Consider the following 15531-nt stretch of genomic DNA (forward strand, 5'->3'; position numbering starts at 1 on the left):
GTGGTCAAAACGACACGTTCGGTTGACGAAACCCGCTCAGTCCAGGTAATCCCGGAGGACCTGCGACCGGGACGGGTGACGCAGCTTGGACATCGTCTTGGACTCGATCTGCCGGATCCGCTCCCGGGTCACCCCGTAGACCTGGCCGATCTCGTCGAGCGTCCGCGGCTGGCCGTCGGTCAGGCCGAAGCGCAGACGTACCACACCCGCCTCACGCTCGGAGAGCGTCTGCAGCACCTGCTGGAGCTGGTCCTGCAGGAGCGAGAACGAGACCGCGTCGACCGCGACCACGGCCTCGGAATCCTCGATGAAGTCGCCGAGCTGGCTGTCGCCCTCGTCGCCGATGGTCTGGTCCAGTGAGATGGGCTCCCGAGCGTACTGCTGGATCTCCAGCACCTTCTCGGGTGTGATGTCCATCTCCTTGGCCAGCTCCTCCGGAGTGGGCTCGCGGCCCAGGTCCTGGAGCAGCTCACGCTGTATGCGGCCGAGCTTGTTGATGACCTCGACCATGTGCACCGGGATGCGGATGGTGCGGGCCTGGTCGGCCATGGCGCGGGTGATGGCCTGTCGGATCCACCAGGTGGCGTACGTGGAGAACTTGTAGCCCTTGGTGTAGTCGAACTTCTCCACGGCCCGGATCAGACCGAGGTTGCCCTCCTGGATCAGGTCGAGGAACGCCATGCCACGGCCGGTGTAGCGCTTGGCCAGCGACACCACCAGTCGGAGGTTCGCCTCCAGGAGGTGGTTCTTGGCCCGCTCGCCGTCGCGGGAGATCCAGCCCAGGTCACGGACCATCTCCCGGACGAGCTTCTCCTCGCCCTCGTCGGCAGCACGCAGCCGCTCGGCGGCGTAGAGCCCGGCCTCGATCCGCTTGGCCAGCTCCACCTCCTGCTCGGCGTTGAGCAGCGGAACCTTGCCGATCTGCTTCAGGTACGCCCGGACGGAGTCGGCGGAGGCGGTCAGCTCGGCGTCGCGTCGCGCCTGCTTGAGGGCCTCGGACTCCTCGTCGTCCCACTCGAAGTCGTTGTCGGTCGCCGAGGCGGCGGCGTCGGTCTCGGCGGCCTGGGCCAGCTCGGCCGGCTCCTCGACCACCACGTCCTCGATCGCGGCGGCCAGCTCCTCCGGGTCGATCTCGCCCTCGGCGCCCTCGCCCTTGGTCTTGCCGCCAGCCTTGGTCGGCTTGGCCCCGGCAGCCGCGGCCACCGTCGCCTTGGTGGCTCGGGTCGACTTGGTCGCCTTCGCCGGCGTCGCCGTGGCGGCCTCGGCGCCGGTGCCGGTCGCCTTGCGAGCGGCCACCTTGCGCGGGGCCGACGTCGCCGGGGCGTCGTCGCCGGCGGGCGCCTGCTTCGGGGCCGGCGCGGCGGCCTTCTTGGTGGTCTTGGCGGTGGTGGCCCGGGACGCTGGCGTGGTCGAGCGGGCCGCGGCGACGCGGCGGCGGGTGCTCGCCGAGCCGTCCACCACGACGGTCACTCCGGCCTCGGAGAGCGCCCGCAGGATCTTCTTGGCCTGGGCCGGAGTCACCTCGGCGGACTCGACGGTGCGCGCGAGCTGAGCCGACGTGAGCTGACCACCGGCGCTCTGCGCGTGGGCGATCAGGGTGTCGGTGAGCGAGCGAACGTCGGCGCCGGGCTGGCGGGGTTCTGTCACGAATGACCTTCCGGAGGCGAAGAGCGGGCACGGCGGGTTCGTCCAGCGCAGCGAGGGTTACCGTGCCGGGCGATGTGGTTGAGGGACCCTCGTGTCACGGTCCGGCCGGTGGTCGGCGGTCCGTGCCGCGTGGGCAGGGGTGAATTGTAACGCCGTCTGCGGCGATCATCCTGCTCCGCACCGCGTACCGCCGGTGGGGACCGTCGGTGGGGCGGAGATATGGGCTTCGCGCTAATGATAGCCGCGTGGCCGGCGAAGGGCTTCCGTCGTCGAGGCCGGTGGCGCGCCGAACGTGTCCGAACTGCCGTTTGAGCAGGCAGTACGAGGTCAACATGGCGATTGCGAGGGTGCGCGTGTGGATCACCGAGGTCGCTGTCGGTCCGGCCGGTGGCGTCCCCACCAGGTCGCGGTTGGGCAACGGTTGTGAGCCGAGCATGGACGGGGCGGTAAGCACTTAAGCGACATTACCAACCGAAAGGGGCATATTGGCGGAGGTCGGCCGCTCAAGTCGCCAGGGCGGTGCGGGCGCGCCGACCTCGCAGCAAATCCCAGGCGCCAAAGATCCTGCTCTGGTGCCGTCGTGCGGCGTCGGGAACGATGATCTTCGGTAGTTTCACCCACCCACATGCGCCCGGAGTGCGGAAAGAGGCGAATCATGACCAACTCGGCCACGACACCGTCGGAGCTGCTGACCATCGCGGTGGAGGTGGCTCGGGACGCGGCGGACACCGCGTACCGGATGCGCGCCGAGGGGGTCGTCGTCGCCGCCACCAAGAGCACCGTCACCGACGTGGTCACCGCCGCCGACCGGGCGGTCGAGCGACAGATCCTCGACGCGTTGGCCGCGCTGCGCCCGGACGACTCGGTGCTGGGCGAGGAGTACGGCGAGGGAGCTTCCGGCGCGACGCGCAGCGGTGTGCGCTGGATCGTCGACCCGATCGACGGCACTGTGAACTACCTGTACGGACTGCCGCACTCAGCGGTCTCGCTGGCCGCCGAGGTGGACGGGGTGGTGGTTGCCGGCGTGGTGCGCAACGTGAACACCGGAGAGCAATGGACCGCCACAGCCGGCGGTGGGGCCTGGCGCGACGGTGTCCGGCTGCGTTGCTCCGGCGAGGTCGATCTGGGGCAGGCGCTGGTCGGCACCGGCTTCGGCTACGACGCCGGCCGTCGGGCGCACCAGGCGCAGGTGGTGGCCGGGCTGATCGCACACGTACGCGACATCCGCCGGCTCGGCGCCGCGGCGCTGGACCTCTGCCTGGTCGCCGAGGGGCGGCTCGACGCGTACTTCGAGAAGGGTCTTGCGGCCTGGGACCTGGCGGCTGGCGGGCTGGTGGCCGCCGAGGCGGGGGTTCGGGTCGCCGGCCTGGCCGGTCGACCGCCAGGGCCGGACCTGGTGGTCGCGGCCCCGCCCGCGCTCTTCGCGCCGCTGCACGACCGGTTGGCCGCGCTGGACGCCGCCGGCGGTCCCTGACCGGCGGACCAGGTCGGCCGGCTCTGAGCGACCGGCTCCGGCCTCTTGAGTGGCCGGCTCCAACCGGTGGGGCCAGGTCGGTGCCGGTCGCCGACCGGGCGCTGAGGCGGGTCGGTTACGCAGTCACTTGGCGGGTGGGGACGGGCAGGAGCCCTTGGGAGCCTCCGGCGGACCCGAGTCGCCGAGTGACTGGTTGACCTCGGTCGTGGTGGCGAGCTGCTGGAAGTTGTTGCCCAGTACGACGTCCACGGTGTCGTCGGTGCGCTTCGGGTCGTAGCCCGGGGTGGCGTTGTTGAGGAAGTACGCCTGGAGCAGGTGCGCGGACCCGACGCCCTTCGGACCGTACCGCAGCACCGCGACGCTGTTGATCTTCTTCTCGTTCCCGGTCTTCTTGACCTGGAACTGTCGATTGCTGAACTCGTCGGCGACGGTGTGCGCGAGACCGGGCTGATCCGTGGCGTTGAACACGTTGATCTTGACGTCTTTGCGCTCGCGCAGGGTCAGATCCGCCAGCGGCCAGCCCTCGGGGCAACCCGCCGCGGTACCCACGTTGCCCTGGCTGTCGCGGACCACGGCCACGACGACGAAGACCAGGGCGATGATCGCCAGCAGGCCGACGACGACGAGTGCTCGCACGCGCGCAAAACTCATCAGGGCACTCCCCGGACCTCAGTGGGTGGTGGCGGCCAGGAACGATCGCTCAGGCCGCCGGCCGTCGAATACGCCGCTGAGGTTAACGGTTGTCCGGCCGTCGCGTGGAAACAGCCCGACATGCCGGCGCGCCGACCGCGAACCGGGTACTACTACCCCTATCTTCGTGTCGCCTGAATCACATTGGGAACAACTTCGCGTGCGGGGGCGTACATCTCAGCCGCAAGGGCGGTATACATGCCTCGCCCAAGGGGGGGTAAGGTTCCGCGCTCGCAGGGGAGTCGCCCCGGCGAGCTCGACCCGTTCGGTCCTCGGGTCGGGTGCCCGACACAAGTGGTGGCCGGCCAGCGGAACCGAAACAGCGTCGTCCGGCGTTACAACCGGAAGCGACAACATCGATATGGGAGAGTGAAACCGATGGCCACCGACTACGACGCCCCGCGTCGCGACGAGGTCGACCTCGGCGAGGACAGCCTGGAAGAGCTCAAGGCACGGCGCGTCGACTCACAGTCGGGCGCGGTGGACGTCGACGAGGCCGAGGTGGCCGAGAGCTTTGAGCTGCCCGGTGCCGATCTGGCCGACGAGGAGCTCACGGTCAAGGTGCTTCCGATGCAGCAGGACGAGTTCCGGTGCGCCCGCTGCTTCCTGGTCCACCACCGTAGCCAGCTGGCGGTCGAGCGTAACGGCGAGCTGATCTGCCGCGAGTGCGTCTGACAACCACAACAACACCGGCGGCGGCCTCCTGAACGGGGTCGCCGCTGCCGGTGTAGGCATGCGGCAGCGGTGGGTACCTGCTTGACTCGTAGCGGGTAGCCACAGCACCGGGAGGTCCGATGAGCGATCGAGGCGGCACCACCGATGGCGGCACGGACGGCCTTGGTGCCACCGGTGGCACGGACGACCTCGGTGCCACCGTCGCGGCGTTGACCGCGGACGACATCGCGCCGGCCCGACGCCGCCAACTGCTGACCCGGATGGTCGGGCAGGCCCGTGCGCGGGGCATCTCCGACCTGTTCAAGCCCCGTGCCGCCGTGCGATGGATGGTCGACGCCGTCGCCGAGATCGCCCCGCACGTGCCGGTACGGGACCTGGACACGCTGCGCCAGCACTTCCCCGGCCTGGACGACGCCGCCCTGGCCGACCGGCTCATCCGCAACGCGTCGAGGACCACCGCCGCGATCGGCGCGGCCGGTGGGGGCGTCGCCGCCGTCGAGTGGACGGTGGCTCCGACCCTGCTCTCCGCGCCGGTGCTGCTCGCCGCCGAGACCGTGGCCGTGGTGGCGGTGGAGCTGAAACTCGTCGGCGAGCTGCACGAGATCCACGGCGTGGCACTACCGGCCGCCGGCAGCCAACGGGCGGTCGCGCTGGTGCACTCCTGGGCCACTCAACGCGGTGTCAACCCGATGGTGCCCGGCGTGGGAGTGGGAGCGGTGCTCGGCACCGCCGCCCGCAAGGAGTTGCGCGACATGCTGCTGAGGCGCTTCGGTCGCAACCTCACCACACTCGGGCCGTTCCTGACCGGCGCGGCGGTGGCCAGCTTCCTCAACCGCCGGGCCACCCAGCAGATGGCCGACCAACTCCAGGTCGACCTGCGCCGGCGGGGCATCGCCCGGCCCGCGCCACCGGCGGCCCTCCCGGGCCCGCCGACCGGCACCTGAGCGGGCCCTCGCCGGTGGGTCAGCCCGGCTCGCCGGCCGTCGGGTGGGTGGCCGCCAGGGCGTCCCGTGCGGTCAGCACCGCCTCGGCCAGCTCGACCGGGTGGCGGGTGCTCACCACCCAGAACGGGGTCGGATCCGCGGGATCGTCGAGGATCACCTGCACCGCGCCGCCGATCCACGGTCGCTGCACCACGAAGGCGAGCGGGTCCGCGCCGACGCCGAGCACCTCACGTCGGCCGGCCACGTCCAGCGGCACCACGTCGGCCACGAAACGGACCGGCAGGCGGGCGTCGTCCACCCGCAGCTCGGCGTCGGCCACCCCGATCCGGATCCGGCCCAGCCACCACAGCCCGACCGCGGTGAGCGGCACCAGCACGGCGAACGGCAGCCAGGTGCGGACGCCGGAGGCGCCCATCCAGATCTCGACGGCCAGCAACGCGGCGGCCACCAGCCCGGCCAGCCACAGCCACCAGGGCAGATCCAGCCGCTCGGTGTACGCCGAGCGGGCGGCGGCCGGCGGCTGATCGGCGGACGGGGAGGGCGACATGCTCACTCCTGCGAGGGTACGGCGCACGGCGGCTCGACGAACCGGCAGGATGGCAGGGTCACCCCGCGAACCGGACGGAAGAGGGGACCCGTGACCGACGTCGTACCCGTGCCTGTGCAACTGCTCGACCCGGAGCTGCCGTTGCCCACGTACGCCCATCCCGGCGACGCCGGGGCCGACCTGGTGGCGGCCGCGGACGTGGAGCTGCCACCCGGCGGCCGGGCCCTGGTGCCCACCGGCGTGGCCATCGCGCTGCCGGAGGGGTACGTGGGACTGGTCCATCCCCGCTCCGGTCTGGCGGCCAGGCTCGGCGTGACGGTGCTCAACGCGCCCGGTACGGTCGACGCCGGCTACCGGGGTGAGATCCTGGTCAACCTGATCAATCATGATCGGGAGGTGCCGGCGAAGATCTCCCGCGGCGATCGGATCGCGCAGCTCGTGGTCCAGCAGGTAGCGCGGGCGCGGTTCGAGCCGGTGGTCGAGCTGCCCGCGTCCCGGCGCGGGACCGGTGGGCACGGGTCCACCGGTGGGCACGCCGGGCTGGTGCCGTCGCCGACGGGCCAGGACCGGGTCGAGCGGCGGCCGAGCGAGCCGGGCCGCGGGCAGACGGAAGAGGTGGCAGGGTGAGTGTGAACAGCGGAGGGCAGGCGCAGTGATCTTCTCCCGAAAGCGGGCCGATGCGGAGCGGCAGACCCGTGACGAGCGGGCTACCCAGGTCCCGGACCAGGGTGATGCGACGCCGAGGCTGGAGCGCGGCCCGTACGACATCTCCGAGAGCTACGACGACGTGCAGCGACTCGACCTGGGCAGCCTGCACATCCCGGCGATCGCCGACGTCGAGGTGCGGGTGCAGGCCGACCCGCAGGGTGTGGTCCAGCAGGTGGTGCTGGTGCACGGTGACAACGCGCTCCAGTTGGGTGTCTTCGCCGCCCCCCGCTCCGAGGGGATCTGGGACGAGGTGCGCGAGGAGATCCGGCAGTCGCTGCTCCGCGACGGCGCGAGCGCGCAGGAGGTCGCCGGCGAGTACGGCCCGGAGCTGCACGCCCAGGTGAACACCCCGGACGGCGTGACGAACCTGCGGTTCGTCGGAATCGACGGGCCGCGTTGGATGGTCCGGGGCGTGTTCCAGGGCCCGGTGGCCACCGATCCGGCGATGGCCGGATCGCTCGTCGAGTGCCTGGACGGCCTGGTGGTCGACCGTGGGCAGGAGGCGAAGCCCGTCCGCGAGCCGCTGCCGCTGCGGCTGCCCCGGGAGGTCGCCGACCAGGCCGAGGCCGAGGCGGGCGACGCCGCCGCCGCGCCGCGTCAGGTCTGACCCGCGCGCACCGGCCCGCCGGAACCAGCCCCGTCGGCGTACGCTGGCGGCACGGTTCCGGCGCCGCCGGGGCCGGCCGGGGACGGCGAGCGTGGAGAGGGTGACGCGGAGGTCATGACGACCGACGAGGGCCGGGTGTCGCTGCGGCGCATCCTGCAGAGGTTCACCGCCAGCGAGGCCGAGATCGACGCGCAGGAGCTGCGTCGGGAGAGCGCCGAGTGCGGCGGGATCCCCGCCCAGCAGTGCTCCCGGGGCCAGCTGGTCTCGGTCGCCGGCCGGCTGCGCACTGTGGTCTACACGCCGCGCACCAATCTGCCCACCCTCGAGGCCGACCTGTACGACGGCAGTGACGTGGTGACCCTGGTCTGGCTGGGTCGGCGGCACATCGCCGGGATCGAGCCGGGCCGGCATCTGACCGCCCGCGGCCGGGTGGCGGTGCGGGACGACCGCAAGGTCATCTACAACCCCTACTACGAGCTGGACTCGCCCAAGTGACGGCACTGCGGACGGAAGGCCAGCGATGACGACGGGACAGGACCGGGCGGCACAGCCGGATACCGACCCTCAGGACGAGGAGCCGCTGCCGACGATCGCCGAGCAGATGGCCGACCAGCTCGGCGGCTGGCGCGGGCTGGTCGAGTCGAGCATCCCGGTCGTGGTGTTCGTCGTCGCCAACATCATCGGCGAGCTGCGGCCGGCGGTGATCGCGTCGATCGCGGTCGCCGTGCTGATCGCGGGGCTGCGGCTGGCCCAGCGTCGACCGATCCGGCACGCCGTCAACGGGCTGTTCGGCGTCGGCGTCGGCGCGGCCATCGCGTGGCGCACCGGCGATGAGCGCGACTTCTACCTTCCCGGCATCCTCTACGGCATCGGCTACGGCATCGCCCTGCTGATCTCGGCCGCGATCCGCCAGCCGCTGGTGGGCTGGATCTGGTCGGTGTTGGTGGCCAAGGGCCGCTCGGAGTGGCGGTCCGACCCGAAGCTGGTGCGCACCTTCACCCAGCTGACAGTGCTCTGGGGCGTGGTCTGGCTGGCCAAGGTGGGCGTGCAGGCCGGGCTCTACCTGGCCCACCAGGACACCGCCCTGGGCGTGGCCCGGCTGGCGCTGGGCTACCCGCCGTACGCGCTGCTGTTGCTGATCACGGTCTGGACGGTGCGCCGGGTCACCCGGGAGTCGCCGCCGGCCCCGCTGCCCAGCGCCTGAGCGAGGCCGGGCGACCCGGACCGCTCAGCGCGCCCGTCGGGGGTCAGCGTGAGCTGCGGGTCCGTTCGACGCTGTCCGGCCCGAGGATCACCTGGCGGACCTGGTCCTCCACCTCGGCGGTGCAGACGAAGATCAGCTCGTCGCCGGCCTCGATCGGGTCGTCCGGGCTGGGCACCAGGACCCGCTTGCCGCGCAGGATCGCCACCAGGGCGGAGTCGCGGGGCAGCGGCACGGCGTGGATCGGTTGACCGACGTAGGGGGCGGTCGGCGGCAGGGTGATCTCGACGAGGTTCGCCTCGCCCTGTCGGAAGGTCATCAGCCGGACCAGGTCGCCGACGGTGACCGCCTCCTCGACGAGCGCGGCCATCACCCGCGGCTTGCTCACCGCGACGTCCACGCCCCACTGCTCGGTGAACAGCCACTCGTTCTCGGCCCGGTTGACCCGGGCGACCACCCGGGGCACCGCGAACTCGGTCTTGGCCAGCAGCGACAGCACCAGGTTGGTCTTGTCGTCGCCGGTCGCCGCGACCACCACGTCACAGCCGGCGATGTTGGCCTCCTCCAGGCTGCTCAGCTCGCACGCGTCGGCCAGCACCCAGTCGGCGGCCGGCACCCGGTCCGGGCGCAGCATCTTGGGTTGGCGCTCGATGAGCATCACCTGGTGGCCGTTGTCGATCAACTCCTGGGCGATCGAGCGGCCCACGTTGCCCGCGCCCGCGATGGCGACCCGCATGGCTCAGTGCCCTCCTTCCGGCGGCGTCGCCGCCACCGACGTGACCGCCGCCACGATGTCATCGCTGACCAGCATGAACACCTGGTCGCCCTCCTGTATGACGGTGGAGCCGGTGGGCAGCGTGCCGATGCCGAAGCGGATCAGGTAGGCCACCCGCGCCCCGGTCGCGTCCTCCAGCGTCCGCACCGGTCGGCCGATCCAGTCCTTGTGTACGGGCACCTCGACGATCGACACCGTGCTCGTGGGGTCGCGGAAGATCTCCACGTTGCCCTCCGGCACCAGGTGTCGCAGCATCCGGTCCGCCGTCCACCGCACGGTGGCCACGGTGGGGATGCCCAGCCGCTCGTAGACCTGCGCCCGGCGCTGGTCGTAGATGCGGGCGGCGACCCGGGACACGCCGAACGTCTCGCGGGCCAGCCGGGCCGAGATGATGTTGGAGTTGTCGCCGCTCGACACCGCCGCGAAGGCGTCCGCGCGCTCGATGCCGGCCTGTCTGAGCACCTCGCCGTCGAAACCGGCCCCGGTCACCGTGATCCCGGCGAAGTCGGGGCCGAGCCGGCGGAAGGCGTCGGCGTCCTGGTCGATCACCGCCACCGAGTGCCCTCGGGACTCCAGGCTGTGGGCGAGGGTCGACCCGACCCGACCACATCCCATGATCACGACGTGCACGCTGTCCCTCCCAAGGTGCGTACCACTTCCGCTGCCGGTGACCTTCGAGTGCGAGCCTGCCACGTCCCGGTCGCTAGCGGGGACCGACCGTACCCCGCCGTCGCGAGCAGCGGTGATCGCCCACCCCCGCGCCCCCGCCGTGGTGGTCGTACTCTTGGCGTTCGTGGCCAGTCCCACCTCGCTGCTGAAGCGGCTTCTTCTCGGTCGACCGTTCCGGTCCGACCGGCTCCAGCACACCCTCCTGCCGAAGCGCATCGCGCTGCCCGTGTTCGCCTCCGACGCGCTGTCCAGCGTCGCGTACGCGCCCGACGAGATCCTGCTGACCCTCTCCATCGCCGGTGCGTCCGCGTACTTCTTCTCGCCGTGGATCGCGCTCGCCGTGGTCGTGGTCATGCTCACCGTGGTGGCGAGCTACCGGCAGAACGTGCACGCCTACCCGTCCGGTGGTGGCGACTACGAGGTGGCCACTGTCAACCTGGGGCCGAAGTTCGGCGTCGGGGTGGCCAGCGCGTTGCTGGTCGACTACGTGCTCACGGTGGCGGTGTCGGTCTCCTCCGGGGTGGCCAACCTGGGCTCCGTGGTGCCGTTCGTGGCCACCCACAAGGTCCTGATCGCGGTGAGCGCGGTGGTCCTGCTCACCGCTGTCAACCTGCGCGGGCTGCGCGAGTCGGGCACGGCGTTCGCCATCCCCACCTACGGCTTCGTGATCGTGATGCTCGGGATGCTGCTCACCGGGCTGTTCCGGGTCTTCGTGCTGGGCGACGAACTGCGCGCGCCGAGCGCCGACCTGGTGATCCAGGCCGAGCACAGCGTGACCGGTTTCGCGCTCGTCTTCCTGCTGCTGCGGACGTTCAGCTCGGGCGCCGCCGCGCTCACCGGCGTGGAGGCGATCTCCAACGGGGTGCCGGCGTTCAAGGCGCCGAAGAGCCGCAACGCCGCCACCACCCTGCTGCTGCTCGGCACCATCTCGGTGAGCATGCTGATCGGGATCATCTGGCTGGCCCGGCTCACCCACCTGCAGTTCGTCGAGGATCCGAACCTCCAGATCGTCTCCGGCCCCGAGGGGTACGTGCAGAAGACGGTCACCACCCAGCTCGGCGAGACGGTCTTCGGTTCCGGATCGATCCTGCTCTACGTGCTGGCCGGGGTGACCGCCCTGATCCTCTTCCTGGCCGCGAACACCGCGTTCAACGGTTTCCCGGTGCTCGGCTCGATCCTGGCCCAGGACCGCTACCTGCCCCGCCAGTTCCACACCCGGGGCGACCGGCTGGCCTTCTCCAACGGCATCACCTTCCTCGCCCTCTTCGCGATCGTGCTGATCGTCGGCTTCCAGGCCGAGGTGACGAAGCTGATCCAGCTCTACATCGTCGGGGTCTTCGTCTCGTTCACCGTCTCCCAGGCCGGCATGATCCGGCACTGGAACCGGCACCTGCGCACCGAGCGGGACCCGGAGGCGCGCCGCCGGATGGTCCGCTCCCGGGCGATCAACACCTTCGGCATGGGCCTGACCGGCACGGTGCTGGTGATCGTCCTGATCACCAAGTTCCTGCTCGGCGCCTGGATCGCGATCGCCGCGATGGCGGTGATCTACGCGCTGATGTTGGCGATCCGCCGGCACTACGACCGGATCGCCGTCGAGTTGACCCCGCCGGACGAGGGTCGGGCCGTGCTGCCCGCCCGCAACCACGCCATCGTGCTGGTCAGCAAGCTGCACCAGCCGACGCTGCGGGCCATCGCCTACGCCCGCGCCACCCGACCGGACACGCTCACCGCGGTGACCGTCAACGTTGACGAGAAGGACACCCGGGACCTGCAGGCCGACTGGGAGCGACGGGAGATGGCAATCCCGCTCACCGTGATCGACTCGCCGTACCGGGAGATCACCCGCCCGATCCTGGACTTCGTCGCCTCCACCCGTCGCAAGTCGCCCCGGGACGTGGTCACCGTGTTCATCCCGGAGTACGTGGTCGGCCGGTGGTGGGAGAACCTGCTGCACAACCAGAGCGCCCTGCGACTCAAGGGCCGGCTGCTCTTCGAACCGGGGGTGATGGTGGTCAGCGTGCCGTGGCAGCTCGCGTCGACGGCGAGCAAGAACCTGGACCGGCTGGACGCCACGCTGTCCCGGACCCCGGCGCGTGGGCCACGCAGCGCCGTGCCACCGCTGGTCGCCGCCCCGCCGGTGGCCGCCGCGCCGCCCGGCGAGGGCGGGCCCGAGAACAGCGAAACGATGAGGAACACACGTGACTGAGCCGGGCGGTCCGCGGACCGCGACACCCAGGACGCCGTCGGCGTCGACCTCGTCGACGTTCGAGCGGGGGCTGGCCGAGACCGACCGGGTCGAGCTGACCGTCGACGCGGTCGCCCCCGGTGGGCACTGTGTCGCCCGGGTGGACGGGCAGGTGGTCTTCGTCCGGCACGCGCTGCCCGGTGAACGGGTCATCGCCGAGGTCACCGAGGTGCACCGCGGGTTCGTCCGGGCCGATGCGGTGACAGTGCTGAAGCCCTCAGCGGACCGGGTCGAGCCGCCCTGCCCGTACGCGAAGCCGGGTGCCTGCGGGGGCTGCGACCTCCAGCACGTCGCACCGGCCGCGCAGCTGGCCTGGAAGACCGCCGTGATCCGCGAGCAACTGGTCCGCCTCGGTGGGCTGACCGACGTCGAGCTGGACCGGCTCGGCGTCCAGGTCGAGGCGTTGCCCGGTGGGCTGCTCGGCTGGCGCTCCCGGGTCCGCTACGCGGTCGACGCCGCCGACCGGGCCGGCCTGCTCAAGCACCGCTCACACGAGGTGGTGCCGATCGACCGCTGCCGGATCGCCCACCCGGCCATCCAGCAGCTGCCGGTGCTCACCCCCACCGGTGCGCGCTGGCCGGCCGCCGAGGCCGTGGAGACCGTCGCCAGCACCGGCGGGGACGTGACCGTCACGGAGATCCGCGACGGGGTGCCCGCCCCGGTCAGTGGCCCGACCGAGGTCCGCGAGGTCGCCGCCGGACGGGACTGGACGCTGCCCGCGTCCGCGTTCTGGCAGGTGCACCCGGCCGCCGCAGACACCCTCTCCACGGCCGTGTTCGAGTTGCTGGACCCGCAGCCGGGCGAGGTCGCCTGGGACCTCTACGGCGGCGCTGGGCTGTTCGCCGCCGGGCTGGCCGCACGGGTCGGCGCGACCGGCCGGGTGACAGTGGTCGAAGCGGCGGCGCAGGGTGTCGCCGCCGCCCGGGAGAACCTCGCCGACCTGCCCAGCGTCGAGGTGGTGTCGGCCCGGGTGGAGACCGCGCTGGCCCGCCGACGAATCACCGGCCCGGTCGACGTGGTGGTGCTCGACCCGCCGCGCTCCGGGGCCGGCGCCCCGGTGGTCCGCGCGCTGGCAGCCGCCGGCCCGCGGGCGGTCGCGTACGTGGCCTGTGACCCGGCCGCCTTCGCCCGGGACGTGCGTACCTTCGCCGACCTCGGTTGGCGGCTGGCGGCGCTACGGGGCTTCGACCTCTTCCCGATGACGCAGCACGTCGAGCAGGTCGGGCTGCTGCTTCCCCCGGACGGGCGGTAGAACACCCCGCGTCGGCGCCTGACCGGGTGCTCAGCCGCCCACTCCCCGCCCGGCCCGGGTGCGTGGGGCTCGGGCCGAGCTGCGGAGTACCGGGGGGCCGATAGACTCTCCGGTCATGAGTGTTGAAGAGGACACGGCCAACCACGGCCGGCTGCTGGGGACGGTTCGCGGTCCGCAGGACGTCAAGCGGATGTCCGGCGAGGAACTGGACGTCCTCGCCGCCGAGATCCGGGACTTCCTGATCACCAAGGTCTCCCGTACCGGCGGGCACGTCGGGCCCAACCTCGGTGTGGTCGAGCTGACGCTCGCCATGCATCGCGTCTTCGACTCCCCCCGGGACCGGCTCCTGTTCGACACCGGCCACCAGGCGTACGTACACAAGATCCTTACCGGGCGTCAGGCCGGCTTCGACAAGCTCCGCCAGCGCGGTGGCCTCTCCGGCTACCCCAGTCAGGCGGAGAGCGAGCACGACCTCATCGAGAACTCGCACGCTTCCACAGCGCTGTCCTACGCCGACGGCCTCGCCAAGGCGTACGCCCTGCGTGGTGAGGCGCGCAGCGTCGTCGCCGTGGTCGGCGACGGCGCGCTGACCGGCGGCATGTGCTGGGAGGCGCTGAACAACATCGCCACCGCCGGCAACTCCCTCGTGATCGTGGTCAACGACAACGGCCGGTCCTACTCGCCGACCATCGGCGGGCTGGCCGACCACCTCTCCTCGCTGCGGCTCAACCCCGGCTACGAGAAGGTCCTCGACACCGTCAAGGACGCCCTCGGCTCCACGCCGCTGGTCGGCAAGCCGATGTACGAGGTGCTGCACGCGGTCAAGAAGGGCATCAAGGACGCGGTCGCCCCGCAGGCCATGTTCGAGGACCTCGGCATCAAGTACGTGGGCCCGGTGGACGGGCACGACGTGGTCGCGGTCGAGTCGGCGCTGCGCGCGGCCAAGAACTTCGGCGGCCCGGTCATCGTGCACGCCGTCACCCGCAAGGGCTACGGCTACCGTCCCGCCGAGGAGGACGAGGCCGACTGCCTGCACGGCCCGAGCAGCGCCTTCGACGTCGAGACCGGCGCGCTGCTGGCCGCGCCGTCGGTGAAGTGGACGCACGTCTTCGCCGACGAGCTGCTGGCCATCGCCGACGAGCGCCCGGACGTGGTGGGCATCACCGCCGCCATGGCCGAGCCGACCGGCATCGCCAAGCTGGCCCGCAAGTACCCCGAGCGGGTGTACGACGTGGGCATCGCCGAGCAGCACGCGGCCACCTCGGCGGCCGGGTTGGCGCTCGGTGGCCTGCACCCGGTGGTCGCGGTCTACGCCACCTTCCTCAACCGCGCCTTCGACCAGGTCCTGCTGGACGTGGCGATGCACAAGCTGCCGGTGACCTTCGTGCTGGACCGGGCGGGCATCACCGGCCCGGACGGGCCCAGCCACTACGGCATCTGGGACATGTCGGTCTTCGGGGTGGTGCCGGGGCTGCGGATCGCCGCTCCCCGCGACGCCGCCACCCTGCGGGAGGAGCTGCGCGAGGCGGTGGCCGTCGACAACGGCCCGACAGTGGTGCGGTTCCCGACCGGTGCGGTCGCCGCGGACCTGCCGGCGCTGCGCCGGGTCGGCACTGTCGACGTGCTGGCCGAGTCCGCCCGTACCGACGTGCTGCTCGTCGCCGTCGGCTCCTTCGGCCAGTTGGGCATGGAGGTGGCCGCGCGGGTCGCCGAGCAGGGGTACGGCGTCACCGTCGTCGACCCCCGCTGGGTGCGTCCGGTCCCGGCGGAGCTGGTCGACCTGGCCGCCCGCCACCGGCTCGTGGTCAGCGTCGAGGACGGCGTCCGGGTCGGCGGGGTGGGCGACGCGCTCGCCCAGGCGATGCGCGACGCCGACGTCCGGGTGCCGCTCAAGGACCTGGGTGTGCCGGCCGACTGGCACCCGCACGGCACCCGCGCGCAGATCCTCGCCGACCTGGGTCTGACCGCTCAGGACGTGGCCCGCAACGTCACCGGTTGGATCTCCGGCCTTGATGCCACCCCGGACCGCCTCACCCCCAGCGACGCGGCGGCACAGAACTGACGAGAACGAACAACGGCGGGCGTCCCTCGGGG

15 protein-coding genes are annotated in these 15531 nt (G+C 71.8%); 10 read left to right on the forward strand and 5 right to left on the reverse strand.

The window, feature by feature from the left end; translation table 11 throughout:
* Positions 1–36 precede the first annotated feature (36 nt).
* Complete coding sequence (locus PSH03_RS28075; RefSeq protein ID WP_238690892.1) at positions 37–1647, reverse strand: RNA polymerase sigma factor; 1611 nt, start codon at positions 1645–1647, stop codon at positions 37–39.
* A 655-nt stretch (positions 1648–2302) separates the two neighbouring features.
* On the opposite strand from PSH03_RS28075, the gene PSH03_RS28080 reads away from it, so the two are divergent.
* The gene (locus PSH03_RS28080; protein ID WP_210785166.1) at positions 2303–3121 is read left to right on the forward strand and encodes an inositol monophosphatase family protein; all 819 of its coding nucleotides are present in this window, start codon (positions 2303–2305) and stop codon (positions 3119–3121) included.
* A gap of 123 nt (positions 3122–3244) precedes the next feature.
* Here PSH03_RS28080 and PSH03_RS28085 read toward each other — a convergent pair whose 3' ends face one another.
* A complete protein-coding gene (locus tag PSH03_RS28085; protein WP_210785192.1) occupies positions 3245–3757 on the reverse strand; it encodes a LytR C-terminal domain-containing protein in 513 nt (170 codons plus the stop codon).
* Between the two features lie 432 nt (positions 3758–4189).
* On the opposite strand from PSH03_RS28085, the gene PSH03_RS28090 reads away from it, so the two are divergent.
* Together PSH03_RS28090 and PSH03_RS28095 are read left to right on the forward strand one after the other, a co-directional pair.
* Positions 4190–4486, forward strand: a complete 297-nt coding sequence (locus PSH03_RS28090; protein WP_007075406.1) for a DUF4193 domain-containing protein — start codon at positions 4190–4192, stop codon at positions 4484–4486.
* A gap of 119 nt (positions 4487–4605) precedes the next feature.
* Positions 4606–5430, forward strand: a complete 825-nt coding sequence (locus PSH03_RS28095) for a hypothetical protein (RefSeq protein WP_210785167.1) — start codon at positions 4606–4608, stop codon at positions 5428–5430.
* Positions 5431–5449: 19 nt separating this feature from the next.
* Here PSH03_RS28095 and PSH03_RS28100 read toward each other — a convergent pair whose 3' ends face one another.
* The gene (locus tag PSH03_RS28100) at positions 5450–5983 is read right to left on the reverse strand and encodes a DUF3093 domain-containing protein (RefSeq protein WP_372494893.1); all 534 of its coding nucleotides are present in this window, start codon (positions 5981–5983) and stop codon (positions 5450–5452) included.
* Between the two features lie 84 nt (positions 5984–6067).
* On the opposite strand from PSH03_RS28100, the gene dut reads away from it, so the two are divergent.
* The 4 genes from dut (at position 6068) to PSH03_RS28120 (ending at position 8496) form a co-directional block, all read left to right on the forward strand.
* Positions 6068–6604, forward strand: coding sequence for a dUTP diphosphatase (gene dut, locus PSH03_RS28105; protein ID WP_210785169.1), 537 nt, complete (start codon positions 6068–6070; stop codon positions 6602–6604).
* Between the two features lie 25 nt (positions 6605–6629).
* Entirely contained in the window at positions 6630–7292 is a 663-nt protein-coding gene (locus PSH03_RS28110; protein WP_238690894.1) for a DUF3710 domain-containing protein, read from the forward strand.
* Positions 7293–7406: 114 nt separating this feature from the next.
* The gene (locus PSH03_RS28115) at positions 7407–7787 is read left to right on the forward strand and encodes an OB-fold nucleic acid binding domain-containing protein (RefSeq protein WP_124816055.1); all 381 of its coding nucleotides are present in this window, start codon (positions 7407–7409) and stop codon (positions 7785–7787) included.
* A 25-nt stretch (positions 7788–7812) separates the two neighbouring features.
* Entirely contained in the window at positions 7813–8496 is a 684-nt protein-coding gene (locus PSH03_RS28120) for a DUF3159 domain-containing protein (protein ID WP_210785171.1), read from the forward strand.
* Positions 8497–8539: 43 nt separating this feature from the next.
* Here the strand turns inward: PSH03_RS28120 and PSH03_RS28125 are convergent, their stop codons facing one another.
* Together PSH03_RS28125 and PSH03_RS28130 are read right to left on the reverse strand one after the other, a co-directional pair.
* Complete coding sequence (locus PSH03_RS28125; RefSeq protein WP_210785172.1) at positions 8540–9229, reverse strand: potassium channel family protein; 690 nt, start codon at positions 9227–9229, stop codon at positions 8540–8542.
* Between the two features lie 3 nt (positions 9230–9232).
* The gene (locus PSH03_RS28130) at positions 9233–9898 is read right to left on the reverse strand and encodes a potassium channel family protein (protein WP_210785173.1); all 666 of its coding nucleotides are present in this window, start codon (positions 9896–9898) and stop codon (positions 9233–9235) included.
* Between the two features lie 163 nt (positions 9899–10061).
* Here PSH03_RS28130 and PSH03_RS28135 point away from each other — a divergent pair, with 163 nt between their 5' ends.
* The 3 genes from PSH03_RS28135 to dxs all read left to right on the forward strand — a co-directional run bounded on the left by PSH03_RS28135 (position 10062) and on the right by dxs (position 15499).
* On the forward strand, positions 10062–12146 hold the full coding sequence (locus PSH03_RS28135; protein ID WP_210785174.1) for an APC family permease: 2085 nt from the start codon (positions 10062–10064) through the stop codon (positions 12144–12146).
* Between the two features lie 70 nt (positions 12147–12216).
* Positions 12217–13437, forward strand: a complete 1221-nt coding sequence (locus tag PSH03_RS28140; protein ID WP_210785193.1) for a class I SAM-dependent RNA methyltransferase — start codon at positions 12217–12219, stop codon at positions 13435–13437.
* Between the two features lie 115 nt (positions 13438–13552).
* On the forward strand, positions 13553–15499 hold the full coding sequence (gene dxs, locus PSH03_RS28145; protein WP_238690896.1) for a 1-deoxy-D-xylulose-5-phosphate synthase: 1947 nt from the start codon (positions 13553–13555) through the stop codon (positions 15497–15499).
* The last annotated feature ends 32 nt before the right edge of the window (positions 15500–15531 follow it).

Source organism: Micromonospora salmantinae, from assembly GCF_022230905.1.
GTDB lineage: Bacteria > Actinomycetota > Actinomycetes > Mycobacteriales > Micromonosporaceae > Micromonospora > Micromonospora salmantinae.

What these genes read in the sequence shown, in the direction of transcription:
- PSH03_RS28080 (WP_210785166.1), top strand. Translation starts at nt 2,303, where the DNA reads ATGACCAACTCGGCCACGACACCGTCGGAGCTGCTGACCATCGCGGTG.
- PSH03_RS28090 (WP_007075406.1), top strand. Translation starts at nt 4,190, where the DNA reads ATGGCCACCGACTACGACGCCCCGCGTCGCGACGAGGTCGACCTCGGC.
- PSH03_RS28095 (WP_210785167.1), top strand. Translation starts at nt 4,606, where the DNA reads ATGAGCGATCGAGGCGGCACCACCGATGGCGGCACGGACGGCCTTGGT.
- PSH03_RS28115 (WP_124816055.1), top strand. Translation starts at nt 7,407, where the DNA reads ATGACGACCGACGAGGGCCGGGTGTCGCTGCGGCGCATCCTGCAGAGG.
- PSH03_RS28120 (WP_210785171.1), top strand. Translation starts at nt 7,813, where the DNA reads ATGACGACGGGACAGGACCGGGCGGCACAGCCGGATACCGACCCTCAG.
- PSH03_RS28125 (WP_210785172.1), bottom strand. Translation starts at nt 9,229, where the DNA reads ATGCGGGTCGCCATCGCGGGCGCGGGCAACGTGGGCCGCTCGATCGCC.
- dxs (WP_238690896.1), top strand. Translation starts at nt 13,553, where the DNA reads ATGAGTGTTGAAGAGGACACGGCCAACCACGGCCGGCTGCTGGGGACG.